This is a genomic window from Frateuria sp. sgz306004 (assembly GCF_057750885.1).
This window is the reverse complement of sequence record NZ_JBYLFE010000001.1, coordinates 711,032-737,410: the sequence shown is the minus strand read 5'-3', so window position 1 is coordinate 737,410 and position 26,379 is coordinate 711,032. Positions and strand designations below refer to the sequence as shown.

Here is a 26,379-nt window from a genome sequence, read left to right as displayed (position 1 = left end):
CACCATGCGTACGGCGCGCTCGCGGACCTCAGGTGAGAACTTGTTCGACTTGTTCATGGCTCCATCTTCTCAAGAGTTGGAGCCTCCTCAAAACCCGGGGCGATTCATTCACCCGGCAACGCGTTAGTTGCAGCGCAAGCACTCGGGTGCGCAGACGGCGCGTAGAAGAATGGCAGCTCATCGCTAGAGGAACCAAGAAGTACACCAGAGCAGGGTAGATACCCCAAATAGGGAACTTGGTTCTTTCGATAGCATTCGGCGGCAAACAACTGAGTAAGCAGTATCTCACCAGGGACAAGATTAAGGCCTGCAGGTTGCACTTGAGCAAAGGCGTCTTTCCGGAGGATAAGTACCGCCCTGCTCGCGGAGACAGAACTACCTTCAGGAGTCCGCACCTTCAATTACAGGCAACTAACACCCTCTTTGGAATTAAAGGTTATCACGCCAGCTTTAGACATCTCCTCGCCTTCGAACACCTCTCTCGGGAAGCTTTGTCTTCATCTTGAACACTGGGTCAACGGAAATTTTGGCTATGCAAATATTCTTGTAGCCGATGGATTCCAATCGTCGGTATACGTTCTTCAACGCCACACGAGCAAAGAAAGGAATATGCAGCTTAGGCTCATCTGTCGGGCTGATGATGCCGAACACTATGGTGTAGGCGCCCACATCTCTCGGGAGTTCTCCAGAGTCATCTAGTTCAAACTTCTTCGGCAGATGCTTATTGACTAGGCTGACGTAGTCGACGTGCTCTTTGAGCAGCTCTCCCGACACGAGCCCCTGATTGAACAGATGGCCAAGCAGATTTGAGCCACCATAGTGCTTGATGTGCAGCATCTCCATTCCTGCTCCATAGGCGTCGCAGAATTCAACCTTGTCATGAACTCCTCCAACCTTAATCTGTATAAGGTCCATCAGCGCCCAGTAATCCTGATGATTCCCACAGAGCTCAGCGTTATATTCAGCTTCCTTCGCATGCAGGTAACTCGGCAGAGGCAGACTGAAGACAGGCATATTGTCAAAGAACTCGTTGACGTTCTCAACAAAGTCCTTCTTGATCTCGAACCACTGCCCACTTGAGAGAAGGTAGGTCTTACCTTCATGCTCGACCTCACAATGAATACACTTGTAGACCGTCCAATGCTTGACCTCCATATGCTCGGAATTCACAGCGTAGATGTGGCGCCTTTTCAACAGCTCGATTGATAAAACAACATCCTCAACCGTGTTGAAAAAGCCAAGCAAGTGCATATCGGTTTGGTACCCACTTGCCTTGCCCTGGCTGTACCGGAAACCTTCGACCACGTCCCAATCAAGAACGTCGGGGGCCGCCAGCCAACAATCACTACCCCTTCCATTCTGCCTCCTGACGACGGTGAGCTTTTCAAGCAGTAGCTCGTCGAGCGCACTGGCAACGCGGCCCTTCTTCCTAACTTGATGGATCTGATCGATCCATGAGAAGTGATTCTTGTAAGCATCCGATTCATAAGCCCGAAGATAAGCCGCCAGGGCCTTGCGAATGGTCCCAAGATTAATATCACGGCTAACGGTTAGTGCATCAGAACCGGACATTCGGCGCCCTAACAGACCAGTGTTCTTAGGGTACCCGACGATGCCTTTAATGAGGTCGCGCTCGATATCGACCCCAAAGTCAGAGGCACCACTTGTTAGACCGACTTGAACGCGACTGTTTTGATCGACCGCATCAAAAGTACGTTTGTCGATGCTTCGCAACGCATTGGCTTCAAGTGAATTAAGTGTCGCCAACAGTCCAAAGCGCTCTTCAATCACGTCTTGATTTAGAATGAATCGACCTTGCCCAAATGTAATCGCGAAATAACGGCCTTTTGCCTTAACGATGAGGACAGCTCCGGTCGACTTCACTGACCCCAAACTTCTTATGTCATCGACATAGTCTTTGAAGATGGCAGCCCAGGGCGGGGATCTTTCGGGTTTGGGCGCTACGTATAGGTCACCGATATGGCGAACCCCATCATCAATGGATAAATGCCTGGCTCCACCAAGTCCGATCGCTTCGTAGTGGCTCCTCACATCAGCTCGAAGCAGGTGAATAGTCAAATTCGGCACGTATCTCTCCCTGAGATTTTCGCGTGAACGCACTTGCTAGTTTCGCTTCATCACACTCAAATACGATTCATCGACATCAATCATTGCATTGATCGAAGCAAGCGCACCCATTCCGAAGTGATGCACTTCTTCCTGCAAAGCATCCATCAAGATTGCGACATCATCATCTTCTATAAACGACATGAATGGGAGTGATCGAATCGTAGTCGTGAGGATCTTGTCGTAACACGGCCTTATTGGTCATCTTTGACGAATGTTCGCCAGAAATCTCATATGGTGATCACCAGAAGCGATCAGATCATCCATGATCAAACTCGCCCTCCACCTTGGTCCAATAGCCTTGGCCCGGCGCTCCCACTGCTGGACATTTCTCAGATGGAGGCGAGCGTCGCCTCGAATGTTCCAAATTGGCTGCCTAAGTTCATTCGCCTCCCTGGCATTGATCAATAGGCAATGCCTAGTAATTCAACGGGGCGCTGACAGCGCATGCCGCCGCGCTTGCGCGCCGGGGCCGCATGACTAAACGCGCTATCGCCTGACAAGGTTGGCGGCGGGGCTCTGCTACTTTTTGTCTCGTTGCGCGCGAGGTGTCTGAATCCGTCTTTCGCGCAACGCATGACCCTTGGGTCATGAAGCGCGGGCCGTGAGTGCTGAGAACACCCACGACCCGCTAACCATCAACAACTAAGAGAGAGTTGATCATGGCTATCCACGATCATACGGCACGCGCACGCCCGTCTTTCCCACCAGAGGATACGCACGCGACCTCCGCCGACACGCTGGCTCCCCCAGCTGAGGCAGCGGACGCAGAGCAGCGGTTGTTAACGCTGATCGGTATTGCCCGCTCCGCAGACGCCTTGTTGGGTCTGCTGATGGATAGCGAGGAGGCTTTCCTCGCCCCGCCGCGCCGAGGTTACCGCCCGTTACGCAAGCTAGCCCTAACCCCGTTGGAATCCGCAGGGTTATCGACAGCCGTGCATTACCTGCACACCTACGCGCGCTTGTTGGGCCAAAAACCCGCCGCCAGCACCTGACCCGTCCGTTGATCGCCCCCGCGGCGCACCGGGCGTGTTACCGGTGTGCCGCACCTTGGCGATCACTTACGACAAAACCGGGCAGTTGCCTACATCTATCGCTGCGCTCGCGCCGGCGTGTTTGAGCGTGCACGCACATCAACCAAGGACAGTGATGAGTCGGATTCCCCTCTCACCGCGCATGTACGTCAGCCGTGTGCTGGCCGTGCGCTCACCCGCGCAGGTGCTGCTGCACGATTACATGCTGCCGGATGACCTCACCTTTGCGCAGACAGCGCGGCGCATCGGCATCACCAGCGCACAGCTAAAGGATTGGATGATGAATGGCAAGCCGATGACGGTGGACTTGGCGAAGATGTTTGCGCGCGCGTTCGACACCACGGCGTTGTATTGGATGGTGCTGGAAGCGCGGTGCGTGTTGGAGGAGGGGTGACGGCTTAGGTGGCGCGCTCATATCGCCATGATCGCCGCTATTCGCTTCGGTCGGCGCGCTGAAGGCAAAGGCGCTGGATTCCTGCCTTCGCAGGAATGACGAGCAAGTTGCCACTTGATCAGACGGTCCCTAGATCCAAGCCCCCGCTAGGGGACGATCAGAACCAGGGGATCATCCAAGCCGACATTCCTGCGAACCCCAAAAGGGGGCAAGTGCAAGAAGCGCCTCTCAACAGCCGAGGCGCTCGTCATCCCGTGCCTTTACGTTCAAGTATCGACAGGCGATGGATCACCGGCCCTTTGTCTGTTGAAAAGTGCCTCCTGCTCTCGCCCCCTTTTGGGGTTCGCAGGAATGACCAGCAACATGTCGTTTTATCAGACCTTCCCCAAGTGCGATGGCGCTGGATGATCAGCCCTTCGGCGGTTGAAAAGCGCCTCCTGCCCTCGCCGGCATGACGGTGCGGGGTTACAGGCGCTTTCTCATTCGGGAGGCGGCGCAGCGCCGACTTTGTTTGTCTAGCTCAGCGGGGTGGCGAATGGCCGGTGCGGCACAACGTTAGGCGCAGCCTATGCCTGCGGCGTCAGAATCGATCGTTGGTGGAGAGGTAGCGCCATTGGCCGGGTTGCAGGCGGGACATGGGGATGCGGCCGATGCGTAGGCGTTTGATGGCGAGCACGCTGAGGCCTACGGCGTTGCACATGCGTTCGACGCGGTCGGGTGCAATGCGTTTGAGGGCGAAGCGCAGGTGGTTTTCGTTTTGCCAGCTCACTTTGATGGGCGGCAGCGCGTAGTTGTCAAAGCTAAGCCCGTGGTTGAGCAAGGCGAGGCCGTTGGGGGCGAGTTTGCCGGTTACTTCCACCACCACTTCTTGTTCGATGCGGTCGAAGTCGTCTTCCAGGCGGCGCTTTACGCGCCAATCCTGGGTGAACACCATGAGGCCGCTGGCTTTGTCGGGCAGCGGCAGCGGTGATTCCAGGCGGGCGAAGTGGCGCTTGAGCAGGCGCACGCCAGAGGCGTCATCGTCGGCGTGGCTTTCGGGGCGAATCAGTGCGCGGGCCTGCTCTACGGTAAGGCCCGCGGGCTTGTGCAGCACGATGGTGGCGGGCTCGGCGGGTTCCAGCTTGGCGTTGGGGTCGATCTCAATGTGCTGTTGCAGCACTTTGAATTGCGGCTCTTCAACCACCTGCCCGTCTACGCGTACCCAGCCGCCTTCGATATACATGTCGGCCTCGCGTCGCGAGCACTGGACCAGGGCGGCGACACGTTTGGCAAGGCGTTCGGGTTCGGTCATGAGTATTGCCAGGGAGTCAGGCGCAACATTATAGGCGCTACCATGGCGGCCAGCGCGTATGGGCTGCGGCTGCAGGTGGCGCCGTGCCGGCGGTGGGTAATACGGGTTGGCCGGCTTTACGGCCCTACCCTGACGGCTTTCGCTACCACGCGCCGCTTGAAGGGCTGCGCTCAAACACCCACCTTGGGCCTGCCGCAACCCCGGCTGCACCGTGCGAGAGAGAAGCGAATGGAACTGAAGTCGGATGTCTGGGAGCGCGTTATCGAGCTCGCCAACCTGCTCGTCAACGAGGACCAGACCGACAAGTTCTGGGCCAACTACAACCTGCTCAAGGATTATGCCGAGGCGCAGAGCCAGGGCGGTTACAACCACCCGATTCTGTGGGAGACCCTGGCGGACTTTACCCCGGACGATGCCGCGTCCATTCCGCTGTACCTGAAAGCGCTGGATGCCGCGTCACCGGCGGATGCGGGGGAATATCGCGCCACGATCCAGTTTGCCCTGGCGGAGCGCTACAAGCTCACAGGCCAGGCGGAGCTGGCACGTGATTGTGCGATTGCCGCCGATGATGAGGCGCGCGCGTTGAAGGATCACGAATTGAGGCGGCGCATTAACGCGTTTTTGCGTGAGGAGTAGCGGGTCATTGCTTGGGCGGAGTCCTGCGTTAGGGAAACGCTGATTTTGATCGTCATCCCAGCGAATGCTGGACAAGAAGTCGATTAATCAGACCTTCCTTAGCAGGAATGACGAGCAAGGTGTCGTCAGATCAGCCTGTGCCTAGAAGACGTGCAGCGGAGCCGCCCAAGCCGGGGTTGTCAAAATGCCACTCCCGCATTGGCGCAAGTGGCGATGACCTTCGGGGATACACCCCGCCTTACGCCACCGCCCCCAACACTGGCTGGCCACTGACCTCCGCTTGCGGCTCCCCCTCGGGCGCGGGTTCCGCCGATGCGGTTTCGGCCTTTTCGCGCCACAACAGAATCTGGCTCCATAGGCGATCGCCGCCCACCACGCCATCCGCGCGACGCGGGTCGGCGCCGAGCAGGCGGGCGGTGCGGCCTATTTCGGTTTCCATGGGGTATTTGGCGTCTTTGCCGGTAATGGAGCGCAGGATGGCGTATTCGGAGTGCTCCAACTCGCTCACGGTGTGCTGGGTGGTGGCGTAGCGCGTGAGGATGGCGGCGGCTTCGCCCATGGCGACATAGGCGCTTGCCAGGGCTTCTTCGATATCTCGGCCACGGCGTAGGTCCACTTTGCGCCCGCCGGGCAAGCTGGCAACGCCATGGACAATGGGCACTACGCAGGTCATTTCCGCCAGGTGACGCAGCACCGATTCGTCGCTGGGGTTGGCGGCGGCCAGCGGAATGTCGGCGCTGGTGTCGCTGCGACGGGCGTTGAGTATGTACACGCGCAGGTGTTGCCGGCATAGCTCGATGAATTCCGCGGCCTCGGCGCTGGCCGGGCTGAACAGCGGATCGCGCATGAGTTTGCGGCGCCAACTTTGGTCGGCCATGGTGGCGCCGATGGACAGGCCACCGAGCATGGCCAGGACAAACATGAGGGCCATCAACACGTGTTCACTCCTGTCTGTCCCCGGTGCGTGGCAAAACGCGGGCCTGATAAGGGGCACGCCCTTACGTTGTCGGCCTGCACACGCAGAACCTGAGCCCTGTGAGACTGTTCACGCTCTCCGCGTGGCCCGCGCGGGCGCGGAGGGTTGCGGCAGCCCCGCGTTCGCGCCCATGCTGCCAAGCCCGCCTTGGCCGCAAGGCGACACGCCCGGAGCACCCATGAGCGACTCACCCCCGAACGACCTGCCCCGCTATCGCCTGCTTACCGGCAAGGACGACGCCACGTTCTGCCACCGTGTTTCGGAGGCGCTGGCGCTGGGCTACGCGCTTTACGGCTCGCCGGCCGCCACGTTCAATGGCGAGCATGTGGTGGTGGCCCAGGCCGTGCTCTGGCCGCAGCGCAAGTAGCGAGTTCTAAGGAAGGTTTGATTAATCGACTTTTTGTTCGTCATTCCTGCGGACCCCAAAAAGGGGGCAAGAGCAGGAGGTGCTTTCTAACAGCCGAAGGGCTGGTCATCCAGCGCCTTTACGTTCAAAGATTTACAGACTCTGGATGACCAGCCCTTCGGCTGTTGAAAGGCGCTTCCAGCATTCGCTGGGATGACGATCAAAATCAGAGCATCCCTAGGTTTTTGTTTCGCCGATGTCTTGCAGGTTGAGCACGGCCACCAGCAATGGCCAGCGCGCCATGGCGTTGAGCAGTTGCTCCTTGGCCTGACTGTCGTAGTAGCGGCTGGGGTCGATGCCTTCCACGTATTGGGCGTAGGTATCGATGTCGCTGGGCATGAGCTTGGAGGGGCCGGCCATTATTTGCTCTCCATCCAGACGCCATCGGGCGTGCGAATAACGTAGCCATCGGGCGTGCTCATGGTGATGGTGCTTTCGTTCTCGCCCACCATGCGGGTTTGCGGCAGGTCGGTGGCGTATTGCTCCAACGGCTGCGCCTGTGCGCTGAACGGGCTGTGCACCACCATGCCCGAGAGCAATTGGGCCAGTGCGAGGTAGCTCGTGGGCGCGTTCACTACCACGCTGTGCCCTGCCCGGTCTTTGCCGGCCGGCAGGCCGATCAGCTTGACGCCCACCGGCACGTGGATGATGCGCGGCGTGGGTATCTCGCGCAGGCCGGCGATTTGCCCGGCGTCGCCGCGCAAGGCGGCGCCATGCTCGGGCACGAACACCAGCACGGCTTTGCGGCCGGAGTGCTGCACCAGCTCGATGAGGCGGTCGATATCGTCCAACAACGTTTTCAGGCGCGTCGGGTACGACTGCAGGCTGGAAAGGTTGCTGCCCGGCAAGCGGTTGCCGTCATGCAGGGAAACGGAGTTGTAGTACAGCGCCACCGGGCCGCCTCCATTGGCGGTGCGCGCCTGGTACCACTTGGCGAGTGCGTCGTAGTCGCTGACCAGCGGCGAGCCATCGAAAGCACGCAAGGCGGTGGGCAGGCCGTCGATGGATTGCGGCTGCACACCGGGCACGCCGATCTCACGCTGTACCACGCCACGGAAATCATCGAAGTGGCCGTCGTGATTCATCAGGAACTGCACGTTGTAGCCGGCGGCGGCCAGGTCGGCGAACACATGGCATTCGGCGGGGTCGCTGCTGTAGAGCGCTTCGTGCGCCTCTTGCCCGCAGGACGCGCGCAACAGGCGAATGGCGGCCGGTCCACTGTAGCTCGCGGCGCTGCTGAAATTCTTGAAGATGTAGTCGAAGCGGCTGAGCAACGGGCTGTCGGTGGCGTTGGCGACCTCCAGGTCGTCCCAGGACAGCGAGCAGATATGCACCACGATAATGTCGAACTGCGCGGCGGGGTCGGCATCCATCGGAAAGAACGGCACGCGGCGTTCCTTCTCGCTGTTGTGAAAGGCCGCCAGTTGCTGGTCGTAGCTGCCGGTGGTGCTGTCTGCACCGGCGTTGGCCACGCTGGCGCCGCGCTGTGCGCCATAGCCCGATGGCGCCGCCGATTTGGCGATAAGGGTACCCACGCCCTGCCACAACGGCAGCACGATCAAGGCCAGCAACACAAAGCTGGTTACGCGCACCCAGCGATTCACCACCGCGTATATGGCGATGGCGATCAGTGGCACGTACACCATGGCGGGCGTGAATACACGCCGTGCCAGTTCCATCATGTAGCTGGGACTAAAGGCCGCCAGGCCGGGCAACTGACGCATGAGGTAGGCAAACGGCGGCAACTTGGATTCGTGATAAAGCAGCGCCACGCCTGCCACCGCAGCCACCACCTGGCGCAGCACGCGCAGCCAGCGTGGCTTGAGCGGCACGATGAGGCCCAGCGCGAAGAGCAGGTTGAGCCACCACGACCACTGAATCTCGCCCTGCCAGGCCAGAAAGAGCTTGGCGATGAAGTAAAGGTTCCAGAGTCCCATGAAGTATCCCGTCAACCCGATTGGCGCGGCCGGCGCAGGGCCACGGCCTCCACCGCGTCAAGGCAGGCGTCGAACAGACGCAGCACGCCTTGGCAGCCCATCTCCACCACCTCGACAAAGCTTTGCAATGGCTTGTCTGGCACCAGTTGCTCCTCCCAGCGCAACCATGCATCGGCGCGACCGAAGGTGCAGCGGATCAGTTGTTCCTCTTTTTCGTATGACCATTCCTCGAACTTCAAGCCCAGGCGCACGCCGCTGAAGCGCGCCACCACGGCCGGGAAATAGAACTCCGCAGCACCGCGCGACAGGCTCACGCCCAGCGCCTCGCCCGGCTTGAACGCGAGCCCTTCGGGCAACACGATGCCCAAGCCGCCGGTGGAGTAGTTTTCGGTGTAGCAGGCAATGGTTTTGCCGTTGGGCAGGATCAACGTGGCCGGCACGCTCAGCGGCACGTGGTGCGAAACGCGCACTTGCTTGGCCTCTTTCGCTACACCCACGGCCGCCCCCAGCATGGCGACGTTGAACAAGCCCCACACCATGTTCATGAGCACGGTGGTCGGCTCGTCGCGCTGCGTGGTGAACAGCCGCACGATGCCGGCCAGCAGCCCCAGCAGGTTGATGCCCAGCAACCACACATAGGGTTTGGAGGTGGACCAGTCGAGGTATTCGTGCTCGATCAGGCCGCCTTTGACGGTGACGTTGAACTTGCCCTTCTTGGGGTTGATAAAGGCCACGGTGGTGGGCAGCACGGTGTACCAGGCGAGCACCGACTCGTAGACCTCGGCCCAGAACGAGTGGCGGTATTGGCCCTGGATGCGCGAATTGGCCAGGCCCGACACGAACAGGTACGGCAGCACATAAGCCATCACCGCGATGGCGTCCGCCGCGAATACGTGCAGACCGAAGAACAGGTAGGCGCACGGCATGAGGATGAAGATCAGCCGTGGAAAACCATAGAAAAAGTGCAGCATGGCGTTGCTGTAGCAAATGCGCTGAAAGAAGCTCAGCCCCTTGCCCAGCCATGGGTTGTCGGTGCGAAAGATCTGCGCCATGCCGCGTGCCCAACGGATGCGCTGGCCGATGTGGCCGGACAGGCTTTCCGTCGCCAAGCCCGCCGCCTGCACGATGCGCAGGTAAGCAGAGCGGTAGCCGCGACGATGCATCTTGAGCGAGGTGTGCGCGTCTTCGGTGACGGTTTCCACGGCGATGCCGCCCACTTCCAGCAGTGGCGCGCGTTTGATGACGGCGCACGAGCCGCAGAAGAAGGTGGCGTTCCAAAAATCGTTGCCGTCCTGCACGAGGCCGTAAAACAGGCTGCCCTCGTTGGGTATGCGCAGGAAGGTGTCGAAGTTGCGTTCGAAGGGGTCGGGCGAAAAAAAATGGTGTGGCGTTTGCACCAGCGCGCACTTGGGGTCAGCGAGAAACTCGCCCATGGTGGTTTGCAAGAACGAGCGCGTGGGAATGTGGTCGCAATCGAAAATGGCGATGTAGTCGCCACTGGTCAGTGTGAGCGCGTGGTTGATGTTGCCCGCCTTGGCAAAGCGGTGTTCTTCGCGCGTGAGGTAACCCACGCCCACCTCGGCGGCGAACTGGTTGAACTCCTCGCGGCTGCCGTCGTCAAGAATGTAGACGCGGAGTTTGTCGCGCGGCCAATCCATGCTCTTCGCCGCCAACACGGCGGGGCTCACTACGGACAATGGCTCGTTATAGGTGGGAATGTAGATATCCACCGTGGGCCACTCGTCGGGGTTGTCCGGTAGCGGCTTGGGGTGGCGATTAAGCGGCCAGGCGGTTTGTATGTAGCCGAAGAACAACACGATCCAGGTGTAGATTTCGGCCGAGAACAGCAGGTAACCGAACACCGCCTCGATGGAGGTGGCGAAATGCAGTGTCTGCGTGGTGCGCCACCAGATGTAGCGCCCGGTCATGAGGATGGATAGCGACACCATCAACATGGTGGGCCAACGTCCGGGGATGCGCCGCGCAATGAACATCACCACGCACACCAGAATGAACAACTGGAACTGGCTGGCCAGCGGCAGCGGCGTGGTCCAGAACGCCAGCGCGACAACCGCCGCGAGCAACAGCACCACCGTCTTTAGGTGCGGGACGCGATCCACCTTGGCCGACCAGCCATCCACGCGCTGGCTCAAGCGCGTCCAAGGCACGTTGGGCAACCACGCGCTTAGGACCTGGCTGGTGCGTCCAGCCACGCCATACACCGGTTTGAACCAGCGACTGAGGCGCCCCACCAGGATGGAGCGGCGCTGTCGCCCGCGTTGATGGCGCACGTGGCGCAGATCAGCCGCCAGCCGCGCACGACGACGCGGCGGGCGAAAGAACACCCGGCTCAGCCACGTGCCCCACCCGGCTTTTTCGGTAACGCCCAGCTCCGCCCGCATGTAGCGCGCGACGGCGTTGTAACTCTGCACCGACCAATCGCGCTGTCCCGGGCGCGGCTGACGGAAGGCGAGCCGCAATGCCCACAGGCTGCCACCGGCGTTTTCATCTACACCGATGTGGTGCGCAGTGACGCGCTTCAGCGTGGCCCAGGCGCGGCCGAACACACTCATGGCGCGCCCCCGGTCGCGGCGGTGGCTGGGCGCGTGGCCTGCCGGGTCCAATGCGACAACCACGTTGCCAGGCCCTGCAGATCATGTGCGGCCTGCGAATGGGGTGCGGCCACCGAAAAACTCTCGTTGCGCGCCAGTGCCTCGGGAATGCCGCTGTCGGCATGGATGCGGTAGCTGGACAACTCCGCACCCAGCACTTGCCGCAGCAGGGAGAGGATGTCGGTGTGCAACTGCATGGCCGGCGATACGGCATTGGCCACATACAGGCTCGGCTTGCGCTGTGCCATTAGCCCAGCGCGCAGGCGCGGCAGCGTGGCGCAGGCTGCCGGCGTGGGTGGCAGCACCACCAGGGCAAGATCGGCGGCGGCGATGGCTTGCTCGGCATGCACCGAGGGCCAGGTGGCGCTGTCGATCAAGGCCATGCCGTGGGCCGGCAGCTCCACTTGTGCGATAAGGTCGCGCAGGCGTTGAGGCTGCTGGTGCAGGGTGTCGTCGATCTTCGCCTGATCGCCGGCCGAAAGCGTACCCAGGTCATGGGTGCCACCCCAGGGCAACCACAGCGTGCCGTCGTCGCTTTGCAGGGCGGCATCGTCGCGTGCTGCGGCGCCGTCCAGCAGATACGACGCCAAGCCGGCGCGCGCGGGTTCGCGCAGGCCGCAATACAGGGCGAGCACGTTGCGCGGATCGCACTCCAGGGCCAGCACCGGGTGCTTGCGCGCGGTGAGCAACCCGGCCAGGGCCGCTGTTAATGTGGTGCGCCCTGCGCCGCCCACGGGCGAAATGATGGCGATGGTTTTCATGCGCCGCTCCCGCCGCCTCCCTGTTGCCGTTTGCCGAGTATCACGAGCGGCTGCAGTTGCGGTGGCAGCTTGACCGTGCGACGACGCCACAACGAACGCAGGCGCGGTAACCAACTGGCCATGTTCAGGCGCCAGGCCAGCCACCACAGCGGCGCCGCCAGCATCAGCCCCCACACGAAGTAACCGAAGAACGGATGCATGGCGCCTACCCCCCGACCTTGAGCGGAAGCGCGGTGCGGCGCGGTGGCGGCCGCACGGCCACGTTATCGACGGCGCCAGCGCGCATATCGGCGAGATCCAGCTGAGGCAGCAGCTCGGCCTGAGCCGACTCGGCAAGCACCGATTCGGGCTCGCTCTCGACGAGCTTGGCGGCAGGCACAACGGCCTGGGCGGGCTGCACCAGGCTGGAATAATCCGCCGGCGGCATTTCGGAGATTTCCTCCTCCAGCGTTTCCAGCATGCCGAGGATGGATTCGCGATCACCGCAACGCAGCTCGCCGCGGAACAGCTCCGACAATGGGCGCTCGAACACTTTGCCGATGGCGATGCTTGCGTCGTCTACATGGCAGGCGAAGAAGAACAGGTACAGGCTATCCCCGCTGGCGGTGCATACGTCACCGGCGCGACGCATGTGGCAGGCCTTGACGGCATCCAACCCGGCCACATCCGGCTCCAGCATCAGCCGCAACAACACGTTGGGCAGGCGAATCGGCCGGCTGCGTTCCATGGCGTCTCGCACCAGCGAGATAAAGCGCTGCGCCGGCAGATAGCCACTGGTGGTGTCGCTCATGGCGGCGGAAAGCGCGGCGCGGTAGTCGTCCGGCACGGGGCGCGAGAACAACTGACCCTGCACGCCATCCACCATGATCTCAACCTGCGCGAGTGAGGTGTTGCGCGGAATGATGGCGTTGGCGCCCAGGCTGAGCAGCATCAGTTCGTAGCGAATGGAAATGTTGTCCTCGCGTATGAGGATTTTCAGCGCCTTGCCGCAGGTGCGCCGCAGGTAGTTCACCTGCTTGGCCAGCTTGGCCAGGTTGACGGTGATGCCGTAATGCAGCATCACCGTGGCTGCGACGGCGTGGCTGGCGGTGGCCACGAGGGAGTCGTTGTCCTGCACGATCTGCCAGTGTTTGGGCACGGAGCGTTCGTGCTGCACGGCGTCGCGCGCTACCAATACAGTGGTTTCGTCGGGTGCCAGCAGGCCCATCCCTTCGGGGCGATCTTTCAGCGTGTCGAGCACGGCGACCAGGCGATGGTCTTCCGGCGAGAAGCGCAACGGAATCGATTCGCTCGCGGCCATGGCGTTATGGCTGTCGCGCCAAAAAGCGACCTCCCAGCGGTATTCGCCTTGCACTTGCACCAACTGCGCAGCGCCGCCAAAGCGCATCTGGAAATCGGTGAGCGGTAGAAAGCCGCCGCCCTCTTCCACCAGCGGGGGAAGCATGACCAGCAAGATGCTGTGGCGGGTTTGTTCGCACCACCCTGCCAAGGCCGCGCCCTGGCGAATGAGCGCTTGGCGATCGTTCCACGCAAAACAGGCCGCCGCGCCTTCGATGAGAAACTGCGACGCAGGCGCCGCGCACTGATCGGACATGGCCTGCATGGCCTCGATGAGCACATCGCACCCGTCGCGCTTGGGCGGCATGCGCAATGCGCAGACGTTGGCACGCGGGTGCATGGCGCTGGACTCGTCGATGTCCAGGCCGTGTTGCTTGAGGGCGGCGGCGATATCTTCCGCCGGCCGGGTGGAAAGCACGTTCACGGGCGTGAGCAAGGCGTTGACCGCGGTTTTCCAGAACAGCGCATCGCGCGCGGCGGAGCGGCTGGCGTACACCGCATACACCTTGCCCGTGGCCAGTGCGGTCAACGAGGGCGGCAGGCCTTCGATAGCCAGCGACTGATTGAGGCGCAAGCGCGCGGGCACCAGTCGTCGCGGTGATGCCTCGTTGAATGGGGGGTTGATGGGTGGTGTCACGGTGGGCGTCCCAGGTATCGGTGCGGCCGATCAATAGGCGGAGTACGGTTTGACCGGATCGGGCGGGTACGGCACCGGCAGGCGTTGCCGATCGAAGAAGTAGCGCAGATAGATCGTGCCAAGGTTGGGGGCGTAATCGCGTGAACGGTCCAGCTTGAAGCGCGAGCCGATGACCCAGTGCGACGTGAGCCGGTATTCCAGCGCCGCCGCCACGGTGTAGCTGAAGCCGCCGCCGGAGCCACCGCCGAAATACGGCGAGCCCAGATCCGCCGCGGCCATGCGCGCCACGGCGGCGCGTTGCAGGTCGGGGCGCGTGGGAAAGTAGGGTGAGGTGTCTTCGCTGGTGTTGGAGTTGCCCACGGAGGCCTCCAACTCCCACGCCCAGCGCTTGTAGCGGCCGGTCCAGTCCAGCGGAATGGACACGGAGAAATACTTTTGCGGGCTGTAATAACCGCCGTTGCCGAAGGTGTAGAAGTGCTGGTTGTTGTCGTAGCGCCAGTAGTTGATGACCAGCCCACTGCTGAAGCGCTGGTCGGTGCCCACATACACCGGCCAATCCACGCCGGTACGCACTTTGAACTCGTGGTTGTCCTCCACGTTGCGACCGCTCAGCAGGCCGTAGCCGACCGAGGCGAATAGCGTGAGGCGACCCCAATCCTGCGCGCCGCGCACGGTCGCACCGGTGCGCACCACGCCGCCCCAGGTTTCGCCGGAAGCGGGATCGCGCGCGCCCGCGTAGGAGACCAGGCTGGCCGTGACCGGGCGGCGGGAAACATCCACCGTGACGGAGGAGCTGTAGAAATCGTGGCGATAGAGAAAGCCACCCAGCAGTTGGTGCACGGTAAAGCCGATGGGCGTGGTACCAATGTCGGCACGCCAGTTGTTCTCAGCGCCGCGAAAATCGTAGCCCGCCGCCAGCGCCACACCCTTGTCGTTCTGCTGCACGGCGTTCAAGCCCTGGTTGCCCAGCGCGGCGATCTGGCCGTATTTGTAGGCGGGGTCGAACTGGTCGGCGGGTAGTCGCCCCGCGTCCAGCAGGACACTATCGGCGTGGAAGAAATAGTGGCCGGCGTACCCATCGGGAATGCGCACGTAGAGCGGCATTTCGGTGGCATCCAGGCGCGACATGCCACTGCTGCCCGACTCGTTGGATTGAATCACCGCCGTAGCTACCTGCCCTTGCCGACGATCCTCCAAGCCTTGCAGCGCTCGCCCCGCCGAGGTGAGCCCGTCTTCGGCGCTGGGCAGTTCGCCCTCGCCCTGCTCTTGCGTCTGCGCGGTGCGATAGAGCTGCGCGGCGCTATTGAATTCGCCACGCGCCTGCGCGATGCGCCCGCTCTGCAAGGTGACGTCGGAGCGATCAGGGTATTGCTGGCGCAGCGGATCAACCACCGCGTTGGCGTCGGCATGCCGACCGAGCGCCGTGAAGCGGCGCGCCACCGCCAGCCGCGCATCCACATCGTCGGCGGAGGTGTCGGCCAAAACCTGGCGCACGATGGCCTCCGAGCCTTGGCGGTCGCCCTGGCGTTCGCGCATGCGTGCGAGCGTGAGGCGTGCATCGACATCGTTGGGGTGATCGGCGAGCACAGCGCGCGCAGATGACTCGGCGCCACTGTAGTCGCGCCGGGCTTCGCGCAGGTCGGCTTGCACGAGCAGCCAGCGGCGATCCTTCTTGCCGGCCTCGGGCACGGCATCCAGCGTGCGCTCGGCACCGGCCAGATCGCCGGTGTCGATCTGTCGGCCCGATGTGCGTAAGGCCAGGCGCAGCAACTGATCGTCCGCGTAGGCTTGTTGTTCGGGCGTAGCGCCTGGACGCGCGCGTGCGTCGGCCAGCCACGCGGGCAGTTCGCTGTCGCGATTGGCGGAAGCGAGCAGTTCGCCGTAGCGCAGACGCACGGCGATGGCGGGGTCATCGGGGTGGGCATCCAGCCAGTCGCGCACGAGCTTGAGGCCCTTGTCGGGCTGGCCCAGCGCGATCCATTCGCGCCCTACGCTGGCGAGCGTCTGGGGATCATCGCGCGAGGCCAAGGCGATGCGATCGAGCAACGCGGCCGCCTGCTCGCGCTGCCCTTGCGCCACCAGTTTGCGTACCTCACGCAGGTCACGCTGGGCTTGCAGGTTACCCGCTAGTTCGCGCATGCCATCGGAGCGTTCGGCAGCGGGTACCTGGTCGAGCAAGGTGCTGGCGGTGTCGATGTCGTCGAGGGAGTTCAGGTAAAGCGCGCTGGCATAGCGCATATCGGGCGACGGCGCGTTACGCAGACCATCCTCCATGACGGAGCGGCCGAGCGAAGGCAGGCCAAGGTCGCGATATTGCCGCGCGAGGGTGTAGCGCAGCCACGCGTCTTGCGGGGTGAGCGCTACGGCGTCTTCCAGTTTGAGCACCGCCGCGCCGCGCTTGTGCTCGGCGATGAGCTGATCGGCCTCGATGGAGAGCAACTGCGCGCGAAGCTTGACCATGGCGGCATCCGCGCCGTGGGTGCGCTGTTCGACCTGCGCGAGCAAGGGCGTGAGTTCGGCGGTGCGATGGGTGTCGATCAGCAACGTGGCGAGCAACGCCAGCGCATCCACGTCGGGCTTGGCGCCCTCCACCATCGGGCGCAGTATGGCTTCGGCATCGGCCCAACGCTGCTGGGCGATCAGCGATTGCGCTAGCACTTTCTTGGCGTCGACCTGTTGAGGCTGCAGGCGCAGGGCATCACGCGCCAGCGCTTCGCCTTGCGTCGGCCGGCCTTGTGCGTTGGCTTCGCGCGCTTTCGCCAGGGTGCCCCAGAACGTGGAGGTAGCCATCAGGCTGCGCCATTTGGAGGCGTTGTCCGGATCGAGCCGCAGCGCGCGCGCGAACAGTGCGCGTGCCTCGTCGTGCTTGCCCTCGCGCATGCGAGCCATGCCTTGCGCGCCGAGCGCGGCGCCTTGGCGCGCACTGGCCGATGCCGCTGCCGATGCGCGCGATGGCGCCGCCTGACCCGTGGTTGGAGCCGTCGCTGCGGGGCGCGCGGGCGGCACATCGTTGGCGCCGCCTTTTTTGTCCAAGGTGGCCAGTGCCTGCTTGGCCTGGGTATCGTCCGGGGCCTCTTTGACGTAGCGCTGGTACCACACGTAATACGCCGGATCGTCGTTGCCAGCGGCCATGAGTGCGCGCCGCCACAACTCCAGCGCGCGTTGGCGGTCACCATCGGGGCGCTGGTACACGCGATAGATGATCTGCAGACCCTCCTGGCGTGTGCCCGCGCGATCAGTCAGGAGATCGGCCAGCGTGAGCGCCAGGCGCAAATCATTGGGGTGTTGCGCAACGTCGCGTCGCAGGGCCGCCAGTGCGGGATCGCGGCCACCCTCGGATGATGCCCATATGCGGTAATAGTCCTGCGCCAACGCGCTTTGAGGCGCGCCGTGCGGAAACAGCGCCTGCATGCGCGCCCAGGCCTCGTCCGCCTTGCCGGTGCGCGACATCAAGCGCACTTGCGCCAGCGCGGTTTTGTCAGTGGTGGCGAGACGGTAGGCATCGGCCAGTGTTTGCGTGGCCGGATGTTGGGGATAACGCTGCTGTAGTTGCTTGAGCAGCTTGCCCGCCTCGCCGGGGCGATTGGAGTCGAGCTCGATCTGCCCCAGCAAGGCGACGGCGTCGGGCTGGCCCGGTTCGATCAGCAGCGCTTTTTCCACGATGCCCCGCGCCATATCGGGCCGGTTCTTGGCTTGCCACATGCGCGCCGAATCGAGCAGTGGCTTGATCTGGCTATCGCTGGGCGATGCCTGCGCCATCACCAGTGCGGGCACGCCCGCGAGCAAGAGCGCGGCGGCCGTTGGCGCGAGCCACCCCGTTAGCGCGTGGCGGGGCATGTGGTTGTCCAGGCCGGGATCACGGCGCCATCGGCGTTGAAGCGATAGTGCCCATCGAGAAAACCAAGGCCGAACAGCGCCAGCACCTGGCTGTAGTAGCCGAGCGGCTCCTGTTGGGCGAGGCTGTGCACGCGTTGCACCTGCGCTTGCGCAAGATCCGCACGCCCCAGCGCCGCCAGGTAGGGCGCTACCGCAGCGGAGAAGCCCGCGTTGCCATCGTGACTGCCAGGCATGCCGGTTTGGGTGTCTACACGCTCCGGCGGGGCGCCGTGCGCGGCAACGTAATCAGCGAGTGAGCGAAATGTATCCAGCACGCTCTGGCGCTTGGCGGCATCGGGCGCCAGCATGCCGGCCCACAAGTACACGCGAATGGCGTTGTACGCGCTCTCGGCCTTGCTGCTGTCGTCGGGCAGAAAGCCTTTGCTGCGTTGATAGAGCACCCAATCGGGCGAGAAGCCGTGCGGTGCGGTTTCGGTGACGACACGCCGCGAGCTTTCATATACCGCCTGCCACTCGGCCTGCTTGGGCAGCGCGACGACCAGCTGCCGCATCACCTGCAACGGCACGTAGCTGGGGTTGAGCCGCCACACGTCATCCTTGGGATGAAAGCCCACCGGCGCGGGCAACACGGTGCGCCCCAGCCCGGGCAATACGGCGGTTTCCTCGCTGAGCACACGTTGCGCCAACAAGGTGCCCAGCGCGGTATAGCTGCGCGCCTTCCATAGACGCCCGGCTTCGAGCAGGGTGTAGGCGATCCACAGATCGGCGTCGGAGGCGGGGTTGCTGTCGATCACGCCCCAGGTGGGCGCGGCGTGTTCGCTGGCCTCGTTCTTGTCCGGCTCGTGCCGACCCCAGATCCACGCGGGCAGATGCGCGGTGAGATCGCCTTGCGCGAGGTTGTTCTGCGTCCAGCCGAGCACCCGATCAAAAGTGACGCGGTCCTTGGCGACCAGGGCGAAGAACAAGGCATAGGCTTGCCCCTCGGACACGGTGACCTGTTGCGGCGTGCTGTGGTCGATCACGCGGCCATCGTCGCTGAGCGTGCTCTGCTTGAACTGCTCCCACGCCGGCCACGCGCAGGGGGTGGCCGGCGCCATGCACGGCGCGACCAAGGCCGCGCCGATCAACAGGGTTCGCAGCAGCATCGACACGCCTCGCATGCGTCACCTGTCGAGACGGCGCGCCGCCAGGCGCCCAAGGGCCCAGAACACACTGAGCGCCACGAACAGACCCGCCAGGATACCGGCCATGGCCATGAGCACGGGATAGCGCGAAATGCGCACCCACACCCAGGCGTACCACGGCAGATGCCCCACGTTGTAACTGTTGCCGACGGTGAGCGCGGTGACTTGTTTGCCGCGCACCACGGTGAGGTCGCCACTCACCTGCCCTACGCGTGCGTCGTCGGCGAGTACGTCGAGCAGGCCGACGAGCTGATCCGACGAACTCGCCGCTAGCGCCACCACGCTCTTGCGTTTGGTGTATGGCGACTCGAACCCGACAAAGGCGGAACTGGGGCCGTTTACGCTCATGGCGGCGCGCCCCGCATCGCCCTTGACCTCACGTCGGCCGGCACCCGGCGCTTCGCGCAGGCTGAGCTGGTTCTCGCTGCGTTGGATCAGCATGGGCAGGCCCTGACCCCACTTGGCCAACAGGTCGGCACCAGAGCCCGTGCCGATCACCAATAGATCGCGATGGCGCACCGACTCCACCGCGCTGGTGGGCACCACGGTAACGCGCAGCGATGGCAAGCCGCTCCAGCGTCCCATCTGCCCGAGCAGGGTGAGTACGGCTTCGGCCTCCTTGGCGTCGGGCGCATCGGGAATCACTACGGCCGTGTCGGCCAAATCGGCCATGCGCGTAAAGGGAAAGCCGCTGCCTGCGAAGAACGCCAGGTTGGGTAACGTGGTGTAGTGCACGAACTGGCTGAAGTCGATGCTGGAATCGGGATCGATCGCGGCGCGCGCGCTGTCGGTGGCGGTAGATGCGCACAAACCGGTTTTCTGCGAATCCATGTGGAACTGGAACTGGAACTGGTTGGTGCTGCCGATACGCAGGGCCGGTACGCGGATTTCTTCCTCGCCACGCGCTTCGGAGCCGGACAGCAGCGGCACGTTGAATTGGCGATCCACGCCAGTGGTGTCGGCAGGACGCAGACGCACCGAGCGCAGCAGTTGGTCGTTGATGCTCACGTTGAGCACCGAGTCGTTGTAGCTGGAGGGCGCGGTGTAGCGATAACTCACGTTGAGCGGCACGCTGTGCCGCGCCCAGGCAAACAGGTCGGGCGGAAGGCGCATGTCCACGCGGATGGCCGGCGGGTTGAAGCCGGTGACCTGCAATTGACCGGGGTCGTTGACGAGATCCTTGAAGTGCACGGGGCGATCCACTGGCGCCCAATTCGGTGCGTCGTACGGGCGACGCTCGGGGCCAATGTCCACCGATTTGATGATGGCCTGGTCGCCGGACATGCCGGCCTGCCCCAACACCAACGCCTGGGCGGCTTGCTCCAGTTCCTTGGCGTCGCGACCGGCCAGCACCAGCAGTTTGCGACCCGACTCCGGCGGGCTCGCGGGGTTGGCCATCACCCGCACGGTCGGCCCCTTGATCTCGCCCAAGTCCACGCCTGGCGGCATGGCATTGGGCAAGGCCAGGGCAATGGCGTTCGCATCGGCCGGCGGTGCCGCGCTGACCGGGAAGCGCGCACCGCGCCATGCCGCCAACGCCCCCAGCCAGGAGGACACGACACCGGCCGCACGTAAGGTCGATGCATCGGTATGCGCGGGCAGCACGAAAGGCACGGTGAGGCGACGGTTGTCGCGTCGGTCGAAAAAGGGCGCCGGCAACAACGCCAGGCTGTTTGGCAGACCGATGCGCGTCGTGGTGAGCGTAAGCGCCGTGTCGGGGCTGATGTCCGACCACAGCGATGAGTGGTAAGGGTCTTCGCAATGATCGAGCGTGTAGTGCGCGATCATCTGCACGTTGAGGCGGTTGAAGTCGGTGAACAGGCGCGGATCGAGGTCGACGACATGCGTGACGGTTTGCCCGGCGTGTTCCTTGTCCAGCGGCAGCGTCGCCACGACTTCGCCGTTGAGGTACACCTTCAGGTGTGACAGCTCATAGATCAACGACGGCGAGTAGGTGTAGACCAGCTTGAGCCGCGCACTGGTCACCACTTCATCATTGCGCACGGCCACATTGAGGTAACCCGTGGGGTCCAGGCCGTGCAGTTTGAGCGCACCATAGCTGCCCATCTGCTGCAGGCTGAGGTCACGCGGTTCTCCGGCCGGTGCTTGGCTTGCCGTTTCCACGGTGGCGGCGGCCGGGCTGCTCGCCGCGCTGGCGGGCATGGGCGATGCCGGTGTGGCTGGGTTCTTTTGCGCCGTACTTTGCGGTGAGAACGCGGCGCCGCTTATCGCGAGCAAGCCACCCACCAACATTGAGCTCAAACGCATCTGGGGAGAGAGCCGCATGGAATGTCGCCCTGAGTCAGGAGTGGAACGTCGCCGCCAACGAAGGCCACTGCGATGGATGGCTCGTCCGCGCAAGGCGCCCGTCGACGCTCCAACCGGTGGTACATCGGTGTGCGTTGCCGCGCCGCCGAGGACGCGCCATGCCGATCAAACCGAATGCTTTCGCGTGACTGGCGCGAGCCCCCGATGGCTGGGTGCCCATGCGGGCCGCGTCGGGGTGAAGATTGCGTGCCGATCCATCGCGAAATCCCACTTGAAACGTGCTCCTTTATGCACGGAGATGGTCGTGCGCCATGACATGGCGCGGCGTATCAGCCACACCGCGACATCGGCGCTAGACGATCAAAGAAGCGGGATAAAAGAAACGTGAATTGCGCGCGTTCCACTACGTGCTAAAGCACGTATTCGCGTAGGCAAAAACGCGATGTAGGGCGAGGAGGCATGGCGATCTATATGCAGAGCCCACGCACCCGCCGGCACGCATGGCACCACGGGATGATCAGATGGTGGAGGTCTTGCCGCCGTCCATGGGAATGACAGCGCCCGTCACATAACTGGCCAAGGGCGAGGCGAGAAACAGCGCCACGTTGGCGACCTCTTCTGGCTCGGCCATGCGGCCCATGGGGATCTCGGCCAGTTGCTCGGCGAGCAATTCGTCGGCAGGACGTCCGCTGGCGCGCGAGGCTGCGCCAAGGCCCTCTTGCACGCGCCCAGTGCGCGTCATGCCCGGGTTGATCACGTTGACCCGCACGCCCTGCGCCGCATAGGCATGGGCAAAGCCCACCGAGGCGAGCATCAACGCTGCGTTGGCGGCACCACCGCCGATGTGCAACGGATTGGCCTGGCGCCCACCCTGCCCGACCACGTTGACGATGCTGCCGTGACCGCGCGTCGCCATGCGACGGATCACCGGGTCGATCATGTGCATATAGGTGAAGTATTTGGACTGCATGGCGGCCTGCATGGCATCGGCATGCAGTTCGGCCGGCGGCGTGCGGCGGGCCGCACCGGCGCAATTGACCAGGACATCGATGGGGCCAAAGTCGTTCTCGATGACCTCCACCACCATCTGGGCGGCCACGCTATCGCGCAGGTCCGCGGCGGCGACTTCCATGTGCAGACCTTGGCGATGCAGGTCGTGCTGGGCAGCGTGCAGATGGGCGAGGTCGCGCGAAATTCCCACCACCTTGGCCCCTTCACGCGCAAACGCCATGGCGCATGCCAGCCCAATGCCTTTGCTGGCCCCGGTAATGACCACCACACGCCCTTGCAACGCTGCATCCATGAACCACGCTCCGGTCTGTTCCGTACGCTATTGAAGCACGCGGCCCCACACGCCGCTGTCGGTGTCTGGTCGCGATCTCACGGCGGCCCGGGTTGCGTGACTGTGCACATGAAAGAACGGGCGTGACGCGCAACTGGCCGCCCGGCCCTGCCTGGGTACGGCGCTACCCCGCGGGCATGGCGCCCCACCGGGTGATACCTGTCACAGGCGATGGCTGATCAACGCCGCTGCCGCCAGGCCTCGCCAGCCAGGAGGATGGCGCCCGCCCCACCTCGCGTCAGCCCGGCTCAACAGGGCCGGATCGGGCGCCAAGCCATATAGGCCATCAGTCATGTTGCGAATGTTGGCCTGAGCCATTGACGGTTTCGATTATGGTGTTATAGTTCACTACAACACCGGTCCACGAGGTCACTAAAGGAGACCCGCCATGAAAGCGAATAACTTGCTATCACTGACCGCCGCCGCCCTGTTCACCACGGTCGGCCTCGCCGCCATCCACTCCAACACCCCGGTTGTCCCCGTCAGCGAGATCAACGGCGTCAAGGTGATCAACCTGGCCCCGGTCGATGTTCACCCGACCGCCGAAGACCGCCGCGCCGCCGCCCTGCTGGCCGATGCCACTGTCGCCAGCCTCTCCGTCTCGCCGCTGCTGCGCGCCGACGAAGCCACCAAGGGCAGCGTGCTCGGGTCTCAGCTGGCTATGCCCTACTATTCGTTTGGCAATCAGTTCGGCCGTATCAGCAAGGAATAACCGTATGACCATCACCTGGAACGACAGCGTCCCGATTTATCGCCAGCTCCGCGAGCGTGTGGTGGCGATGATCCTGGACGGCGCCTTGAACGAGGGCGACCCGCTGCCGTCAGTGCGCCAGGTGGCGGCGGATTTCCAAATCAATCCGCTGACCGTATCGAAGGCGTACCAGGAACTGGTCGACGATCAACTGGTGGAAAAAAGGAGGGGATTGGGCATGTTCGTCATCGATGGAGCCAGGGAAGCGCTGCTGAAGTCCGAGCGCGAACGCTTCCTCCGCGAGGAGTGGCCCGCGCTCTATGCCCGGCTGCAGCGACTCGGCCTGGATTTGAAGACCCTGCTCCGGACCGCTCCGGACAGCACGCCGGCCGATGGGGAGAACCAGCCATGAACGCGGTCATTACCGCCAATGGTCTGACCAAGCGCTACAAGAACACGCTGGCGCTGGACGATGTGAGCTTCCGCATCGAATCCGGCCGCATCGTGGGCCTGATCGGCCCCAACGGCGCCGGCAAAACCACCGCCCTGAAGGCCATTCTCGGCCTCACCGATTTCAAGGGCGAGCTGAATGTACTGGGGCTGGACCCGCGCACCCAGCGCGATGCCCTGATGGAACAGGTGTGCTTCATCGCCGACGTGGCGGTGCTGCCGCGCTGGATACGGGTCCGCGAAGCGGTGGAGTTCGTGGCCAACGTGCACCCGCGCTTCAACCGTGCCAAGTGCGAGGCGTTTCTGGCTCGCACCAAGCTCACGCCGGATCAGAAAGTGAAGCAGATGTCCAAGGGCATGATCGTGCAGTTGCACCTTGCCCTGGTGATGGCCATCGACGCCCGCCTGCTGGTGCTGGACGAGCCGACGCTGGGCCTGGACATTCTCTATCGCAAGCAGTTCTACCAGAGCCTGCTGGAGGATTACTTCGACGAGAACAAGACCATCATCGTCACCACCCACCAGGTGGAAGAGATCGAGCACATCCTTACCGACCTGATGTTCATCCGTGACGGCAAGATCGTGCTCGACACGGACATGGAGGCCGTGGCCGAGCGCTTCGCCGAAGTGATGGTGAGTTCGGACAAGGCGGAGGCGGCCCGCCGGCTCAAGCCGCTGGACGAACGACAGGTGTTCGGCAAGAGCATCTTCCTGTTCGACGGTGCCGACCGCGCCACCCTGGAAGACATGGGTGAGGTGCGCCGCCCGTCGGTCTCGGACCTGTTCGTTGCCACCATGAAGGGAACCTACGCATGAAAACCTTCTTTTGGCTGCTCAAGCGCGAATTCTGGGAGCACCGCGGCGGCTTCTTCTGGGCCCCGATCATCACCGGCTCGGTGTTCCTCGTTCTCAACATCATGGCCATCATCACGGCCGAAGTGCTGGGCGCCCGCCATGGCTGGCAGGTGGGCGGCGACAACTTGCAGATGATGATCGCCAAGGCCGGCGAAGGCGACCTCAAGCAGATCGGCGCGGGGCTGGATATCGCGATGATGTCCTCTGTCGGCCTGATCGGCATCGTGATGGGCATTGTGGTGTTGTTCTACTGCCTGGGTGCGCTGTACGACGATCGCCGCGACCGCAGCATCCTGTTCTGGAAATCCCTGCCCGTCTCCAACACCAGCACGGTGCTCTCCAAGGTGGTGAGCGCGGTTGTGGTGGCCCCCGCCATCGCGGTGGTGGTGAGTATTGTGGTGGGCCTGGTGCACCTGGTGATCCTGGCGCTGGTGTTGTCCATGCACGGCGTCAACGCCTGGCAGCTGATCGGCCTGGCGCATCCATTCCAGGCGGTGGTGAACCTGCTCAGCGCAGTTCCCCTGTATGCCTTGTGGGCGATCCCGTCGGTGGGCTGGCTGATGTTTTGCTCGGCCTGGGCACGCACCAAGCCCTTCCTGTGGGCGGTGGCGGCACCGGCGGTGCTTGGCTTGCTGGTGAGCTGGTTCGGCATCATGGGCCTGTTCGACCTGCCCACGGCGTGGTTCTGGAAGAACGTGGTGGCCCGCGCCCTGTTCAGCGTGCTCCCCGGCTCGAACATCGCCTACCACGGCAGCGAACTGGAAGCCTCGGCCGACCTGGGCGACGCCCACAACCCGCTGAGCCTGCTGTCGCCAATGCATACGTACAACTTGCTCGCCTCGGCGGACCTTTGGATCGGTGTGCTGGCAGGCGCCGCACTACTGGCTGGCGCGATCTGGTACCGCCGAGTGCGCGACGACAGCTGATCGCCCCTTACCGTCGGTGGTCTCCGCAGGGATGCGGGCCACCGGCGGGCTCACGCTCCGATAGACATTCACCTTCCGCCTGGTCGCTTCAAGGAACACACGCCATGTCGCGTCGATACCTCCCCTGCGTGCTCGCCCTCGCCGTACTCGCCACGGCCTGCAGTCACTCCGATGGCGATGTGCTGGTGGTCGGTGGCGACAGCGATGTCATCAACAAGCGCATCACGCTGCACGACGGCCTGGTCACGATCAAGGCGCCGGGCGTGCCCGATGCCACCGTCGATACCAGCGGCCAGTTGCGCGTTGACGGGCACGATGTTGCGGTGAACGACGCCCAGCGCGCCTTGCTGCAACGCTACAACGGTGGTGCGCGCCAAATCCGCGAGGACGCCATCGCCACCGGCAAGGCCGGCATGGCGACGGCCCAAAAGGCCATCGGCGCCGCCGCCGGCAAGCTCACCGGCGCGAATAGCGCGGAGGAGACCAAGCAGAAGGTGGAGGACGCCAAGCAAGACGTGCGCGCCGCCGCCATCCACATCTGCGACGACCTCGGCACCATGAAGTCTGCGCAGGACGAACTGGCCGCCCAGCTCGATGCCTTCAAGCCCTATGCCAAGGCGCTCGACGATACCGACGTGGCCAAGTGCCGCGAAGGTGTGTCGCACTAACAGCGCCCG

23 protein-coding genes are annotated in these 26,379 nt (G+C 63.4%); 9 read left to right on the top strand and 14 right to left on the bottom strand.

Annotated features, from left to right (window positions below; all coding sequences use genetic code 11):
- Positions 1–450: 450 nt before the first annotated feature.
- Together AC3G2C_RS03455 and AC3G2C_RS03450 are read right to left on the bottom strand one after the other, a co-directional pair.
- A complete protein-coding gene (locus AC3G2C_RS03455) occupies positions 451–2,088 on the bottom strand; it encodes a DUF6119 family protein (protein WP_488383196.1) in 1,638 nt (545 codons plus the stop codon).
- A 36-nt stretch (positions 2,089–2,124) separates the two neighbouring features.
- On the bottom strand, positions 2,125–2,271 hold the full coding sequence (locus tag AC3G2C_RS03450) for a hypothetical protein (RefSeq protein ID WP_488383195.1): 147 nt from the start codon (positions 2,269–2,271) through the stop codon (positions 2,125–2,127).
- A 518-nt stretch (positions 2,272–2,789) separates the two neighbouring features.
- On the opposite strand from AC3G2C_RS03450, the gene AC3G2C_RS03445 reads away from it, so the two are divergent.
- Both AC3G2C_RS03445 and AC3G2C_RS03440 read left to right on the top strand, forming a co-directional pair.
- On the top strand, positions 2,790–3,122 hold the full coding sequence (locus tag AC3G2C_RS03445) for a hypothetical protein (RefSeq protein ID WP_488383194.1): 333 nt from the start codon (positions 2,790–2,792) through the stop codon (positions 3,120–3,122).
- 154 nt (positions 3,123–3,276) lie between these two features.
- Complete coding sequence (locus AC3G2C_RS03440) at positions 3,277–3,555, top strand: helix-turn-helix transcriptional regulator (RefSeq protein WP_488383193.1); 279 nt, start codon at positions 3,277–3,279, stop codon at positions 3,553–3,555.
- Between the two features lie 580 nt (positions 3,556–4,135).
- Here the strand turns inward: AC3G2C_RS03440 and AC3G2C_RS03435 are convergent.
- Positions 4,136–4,846 (bottom strand): rRNA pseudouridine synthase, encoded by a 711-nt coding sequence (locus AC3G2C_RS03435; RefSeq protein WP_488383192.1) that lies wholly within the window; start codon positions 4,844–4,846, stop codon positions 4,136–4,138.
- 228 nt (positions 4,847–5,074) lie between these two features.
- On the opposite strand from AC3G2C_RS03435, the gene AC3G2C_RS03430 reads away from it, so the two are divergent.
- Positions 5,075–5,482: a hypothetical protein gene (locus AC3G2C_RS03430; RefSeq protein WP_488383191.1), complete on the top strand. Its 408-nt coding sequence runs from the start codon at positions 5,075–5,077 to the stop codon at positions 5,480–5,482.
- A 238-nt stretch (positions 5,483–5,720) separates the two neighbouring features.
- On the opposite strand, the gene AC3G2C_RS03425 is transcribed toward AC3G2C_RS03430, so the two are convergent.
- Positions 5,721–6,419: a hypothetical protein gene (locus AC3G2C_RS03425; RefSeq protein WP_488383190.1), complete on the bottom strand. Its 699-nt coding sequence runs from the start codon at positions 6,417–6,419 to the stop codon at positions 5,721–5,723.
- Positions 6,420–6,636: 217 nt separating this feature from the next.
- Between AC3G2C_RS03425 and AC3G2C_RS03420 the strand changes: the two genes are divergently transcribed.
- Positions 6,637–6,825 carry a DUF1737 domain-containing protein gene (locus AC3G2C_RS03420; RefSeq protein ID WP_488383189.1) on the top strand — a complete coding sequence of 63 codons (189 nt, stop codon included), beginning with the start codon at positions 6,637–6,639 and terminating at the stop codon, positions 6,823–6,825.
- Between the two features lie 216 nt (positions 6,826–7,041).
- Here AC3G2C_RS03420 and AC3G2C_RS03415 read toward each other — a convergent pair whose 3' ends face one another.
- The 10 genes from AC3G2C_RS03415 to AC3G2C_RS03370 form a co-directional block, all read right to left on the bottom strand.
- Positions 7,042–7,224 carry a cellulose biosynthesis BcsR family protein gene (locus AC3G2C_RS03415; protein ID WP_488383188.1) on the bottom strand — a complete coding sequence of 61 codons (183 nt, stop codon included), beginning with the start codon at positions 7,222–7,224 and terminating at the stop codon, positions 7,042–7,044.
- Complete coding sequence (gene bcsG, locus AC3G2C_RS03410; RefSeq protein WP_488383187.1) at positions 7,224–8,801, bottom strand: cellulose biosynthesis protein BcsG; 1,578 nt, start codon at positions 8,799–8,801, stop codon at positions 7,224–7,226. Before bcsG ends, AC3G2C_RS03415 begins: the two co-directional genes overlap by 1 nt.
- An 11-nt stretch (positions 8,802–8,812) precedes the next feature.
- On the bottom strand, positions 8,813–11,374 hold the full coding sequence (bcsA, locus tag AC3G2C_RS03405) for a UDP-forming cellulose synthase catalytic subunit (protein WP_488383186.1): 2,562 nt from the start codon (positions 11,372–11,374) through the stop codon (positions 8,813–8,815).
- The gene (gene bcsQ / locus AC3G2C_RS03400; protein ID WP_488383185.1) at positions 11,371–12,174 is read right to left on the bottom strand and encodes a cellulose biosynthesis protein BcsQ; all 804 of its coding nucleotides are present in this window, start codon (positions 12,172–12,174) and stop codon (positions 11,371–11,373) included. The genes bcsA and bcsQ overlap by 4 nt, the downstream gene beginning before the upstream one ends.
- On the bottom strand, positions 12,171–12,374 hold the full coding sequence (locus AC3G2C_RS03395; protein ID WP_488383184.1) for a hypothetical protein: 204 nt from the start codon (positions 12,372–12,374) through the stop codon (positions 12,171–12,173). The genes bcsQ and AC3G2C_RS03395 overlap by 4 nt, the downstream gene beginning before the upstream one ends.
- A gap of 5 nt (positions 12,375–12,379) precedes the next feature.
- Positions 12,380–14,149 (bottom strand): cellulose biosynthesis protein BcsE, encoded by a 1,770-nt coding sequence (gene bcsE / locus AC3G2C_RS03390; protein WP_488383183.1) that lies wholly within the window; start codon positions 14,147–14,149, stop codon positions 12,380–12,382.
- Positions 14,150–14,179: 30 nt separating this feature from the next.
- Positions 14,180–17,986: a cellulose biosynthesis protein BcsC gene (locus AC3G2C_RS03385; RefSeq protein WP_488383182.1), complete on the bottom strand. Its 3,807-nt coding sequence runs from the start codon at positions 17,984–17,986 to the stop codon at positions 14,180–14,182.
- The gene (gene bcsZ / locus AC3G2C_RS03380) at positions 17,968–19,131 is read right to left on the bottom strand and encodes a cellulose synthase complex periplasmic endoglucanase BcsZ (RefSeq protein ID WP_488383181.1); all 1,164 of its coding nucleotides are present in this window, start codon (positions 19,129–19,131) and stop codon (positions 17,968–17,970) included. Before bcsZ ends, AC3G2C_RS03385 begins: the two co-directional genes overlap by 19 nt.
- 18 nt (positions 19,132–19,149) lie before the next feature.
- A complete protein-coding gene (bcsB, locus tag AC3G2C_RS03375; RefSeq protein WP_488383180.1) occupies positions 19,150–21,438 on the bottom strand; it encodes a cellulose biosynthesis cyclic di-GMP-binding regulatory protein BcsB in 2,289 nt (762 codons plus the stop codon).
- 517 nt (positions 21,439–21,955) lie between these two features.
- Positions 21,956–22,741, bottom strand: a complete 786-nt coding sequence (locus tag AC3G2C_RS03370; RefSeq protein ID WP_488383179.1) for an SDR family NAD(P)-dependent oxidoreductase — start codon at positions 22,739–22,741, stop codon at positions 21,956–21,958.
- Positions 22,742–23,168: 427 nt separating this feature from the next.
- Between AC3G2C_RS03370 and AC3G2C_RS03365 the strand changes: the two genes are divergently transcribed.
- The 5 genes from AC3G2C_RS03365 to AC3G2C_RS03345 all read left to right on the top strand — a co-directional run bounded on the left by AC3G2C_RS03365 (position 23,169) and on the right by AC3G2C_RS03345 (position 26,370).
- Positions 23,169–23,492, top strand: a complete 324-nt coding sequence (locus AC3G2C_RS03365; RefSeq protein ID WP_488383178.1) for a hypothetical protein — start codon at positions 23,169–23,171, stop codon at positions 23,490–23,492.
- 4 nt (positions 23,493–23,496) lie between these two features.
- On the top strand, positions 23,497–23,883 hold the full coding sequence (locus tag AC3G2C_RS03360) for a GntR family transcriptional regulator (RefSeq protein ID WP_488383177.1): 387 nt from the start codon (positions 23,497–23,499) through the stop codon (positions 23,881–23,883).
- On the top strand, positions 23,880–24,737 hold the full coding sequence (locus AC3G2C_RS03355) for an ABC transporter ATP-binding protein (protein ID WP_488383176.1): 858 nt from the start codon (positions 23,880–23,882) through the stop codon (positions 24,735–24,737). Before AC3G2C_RS03360 ends, AC3G2C_RS03355 begins: the two co-directional genes overlap by 4 nt.
- Positions 24,734–25,702: a hypothetical protein gene (locus tag AC3G2C_RS03350; RefSeq protein ID WP_488383175.1), complete on the top strand. Its 969-nt coding sequence runs from the start codon at positions 24,734–24,736 to the stop codon at positions 25,700–25,702. The genes AC3G2C_RS03355 and AC3G2C_RS03350 overlap by 4 nt, the downstream gene beginning before the upstream one ends.
- 104 nt (positions 25,703–25,806) lie before the next feature.
- On the top strand, positions 25,807–26,370 hold the full coding sequence (locus tag AC3G2C_RS03345) for a DUF2884 family protein (protein ID WP_488383174.1): 564 nt from the start codon (positions 25,807–25,809) through the stop codon (positions 26,368–26,370).
- Positions 26,371–26,379: the final 9 nt, after the last annotated feature.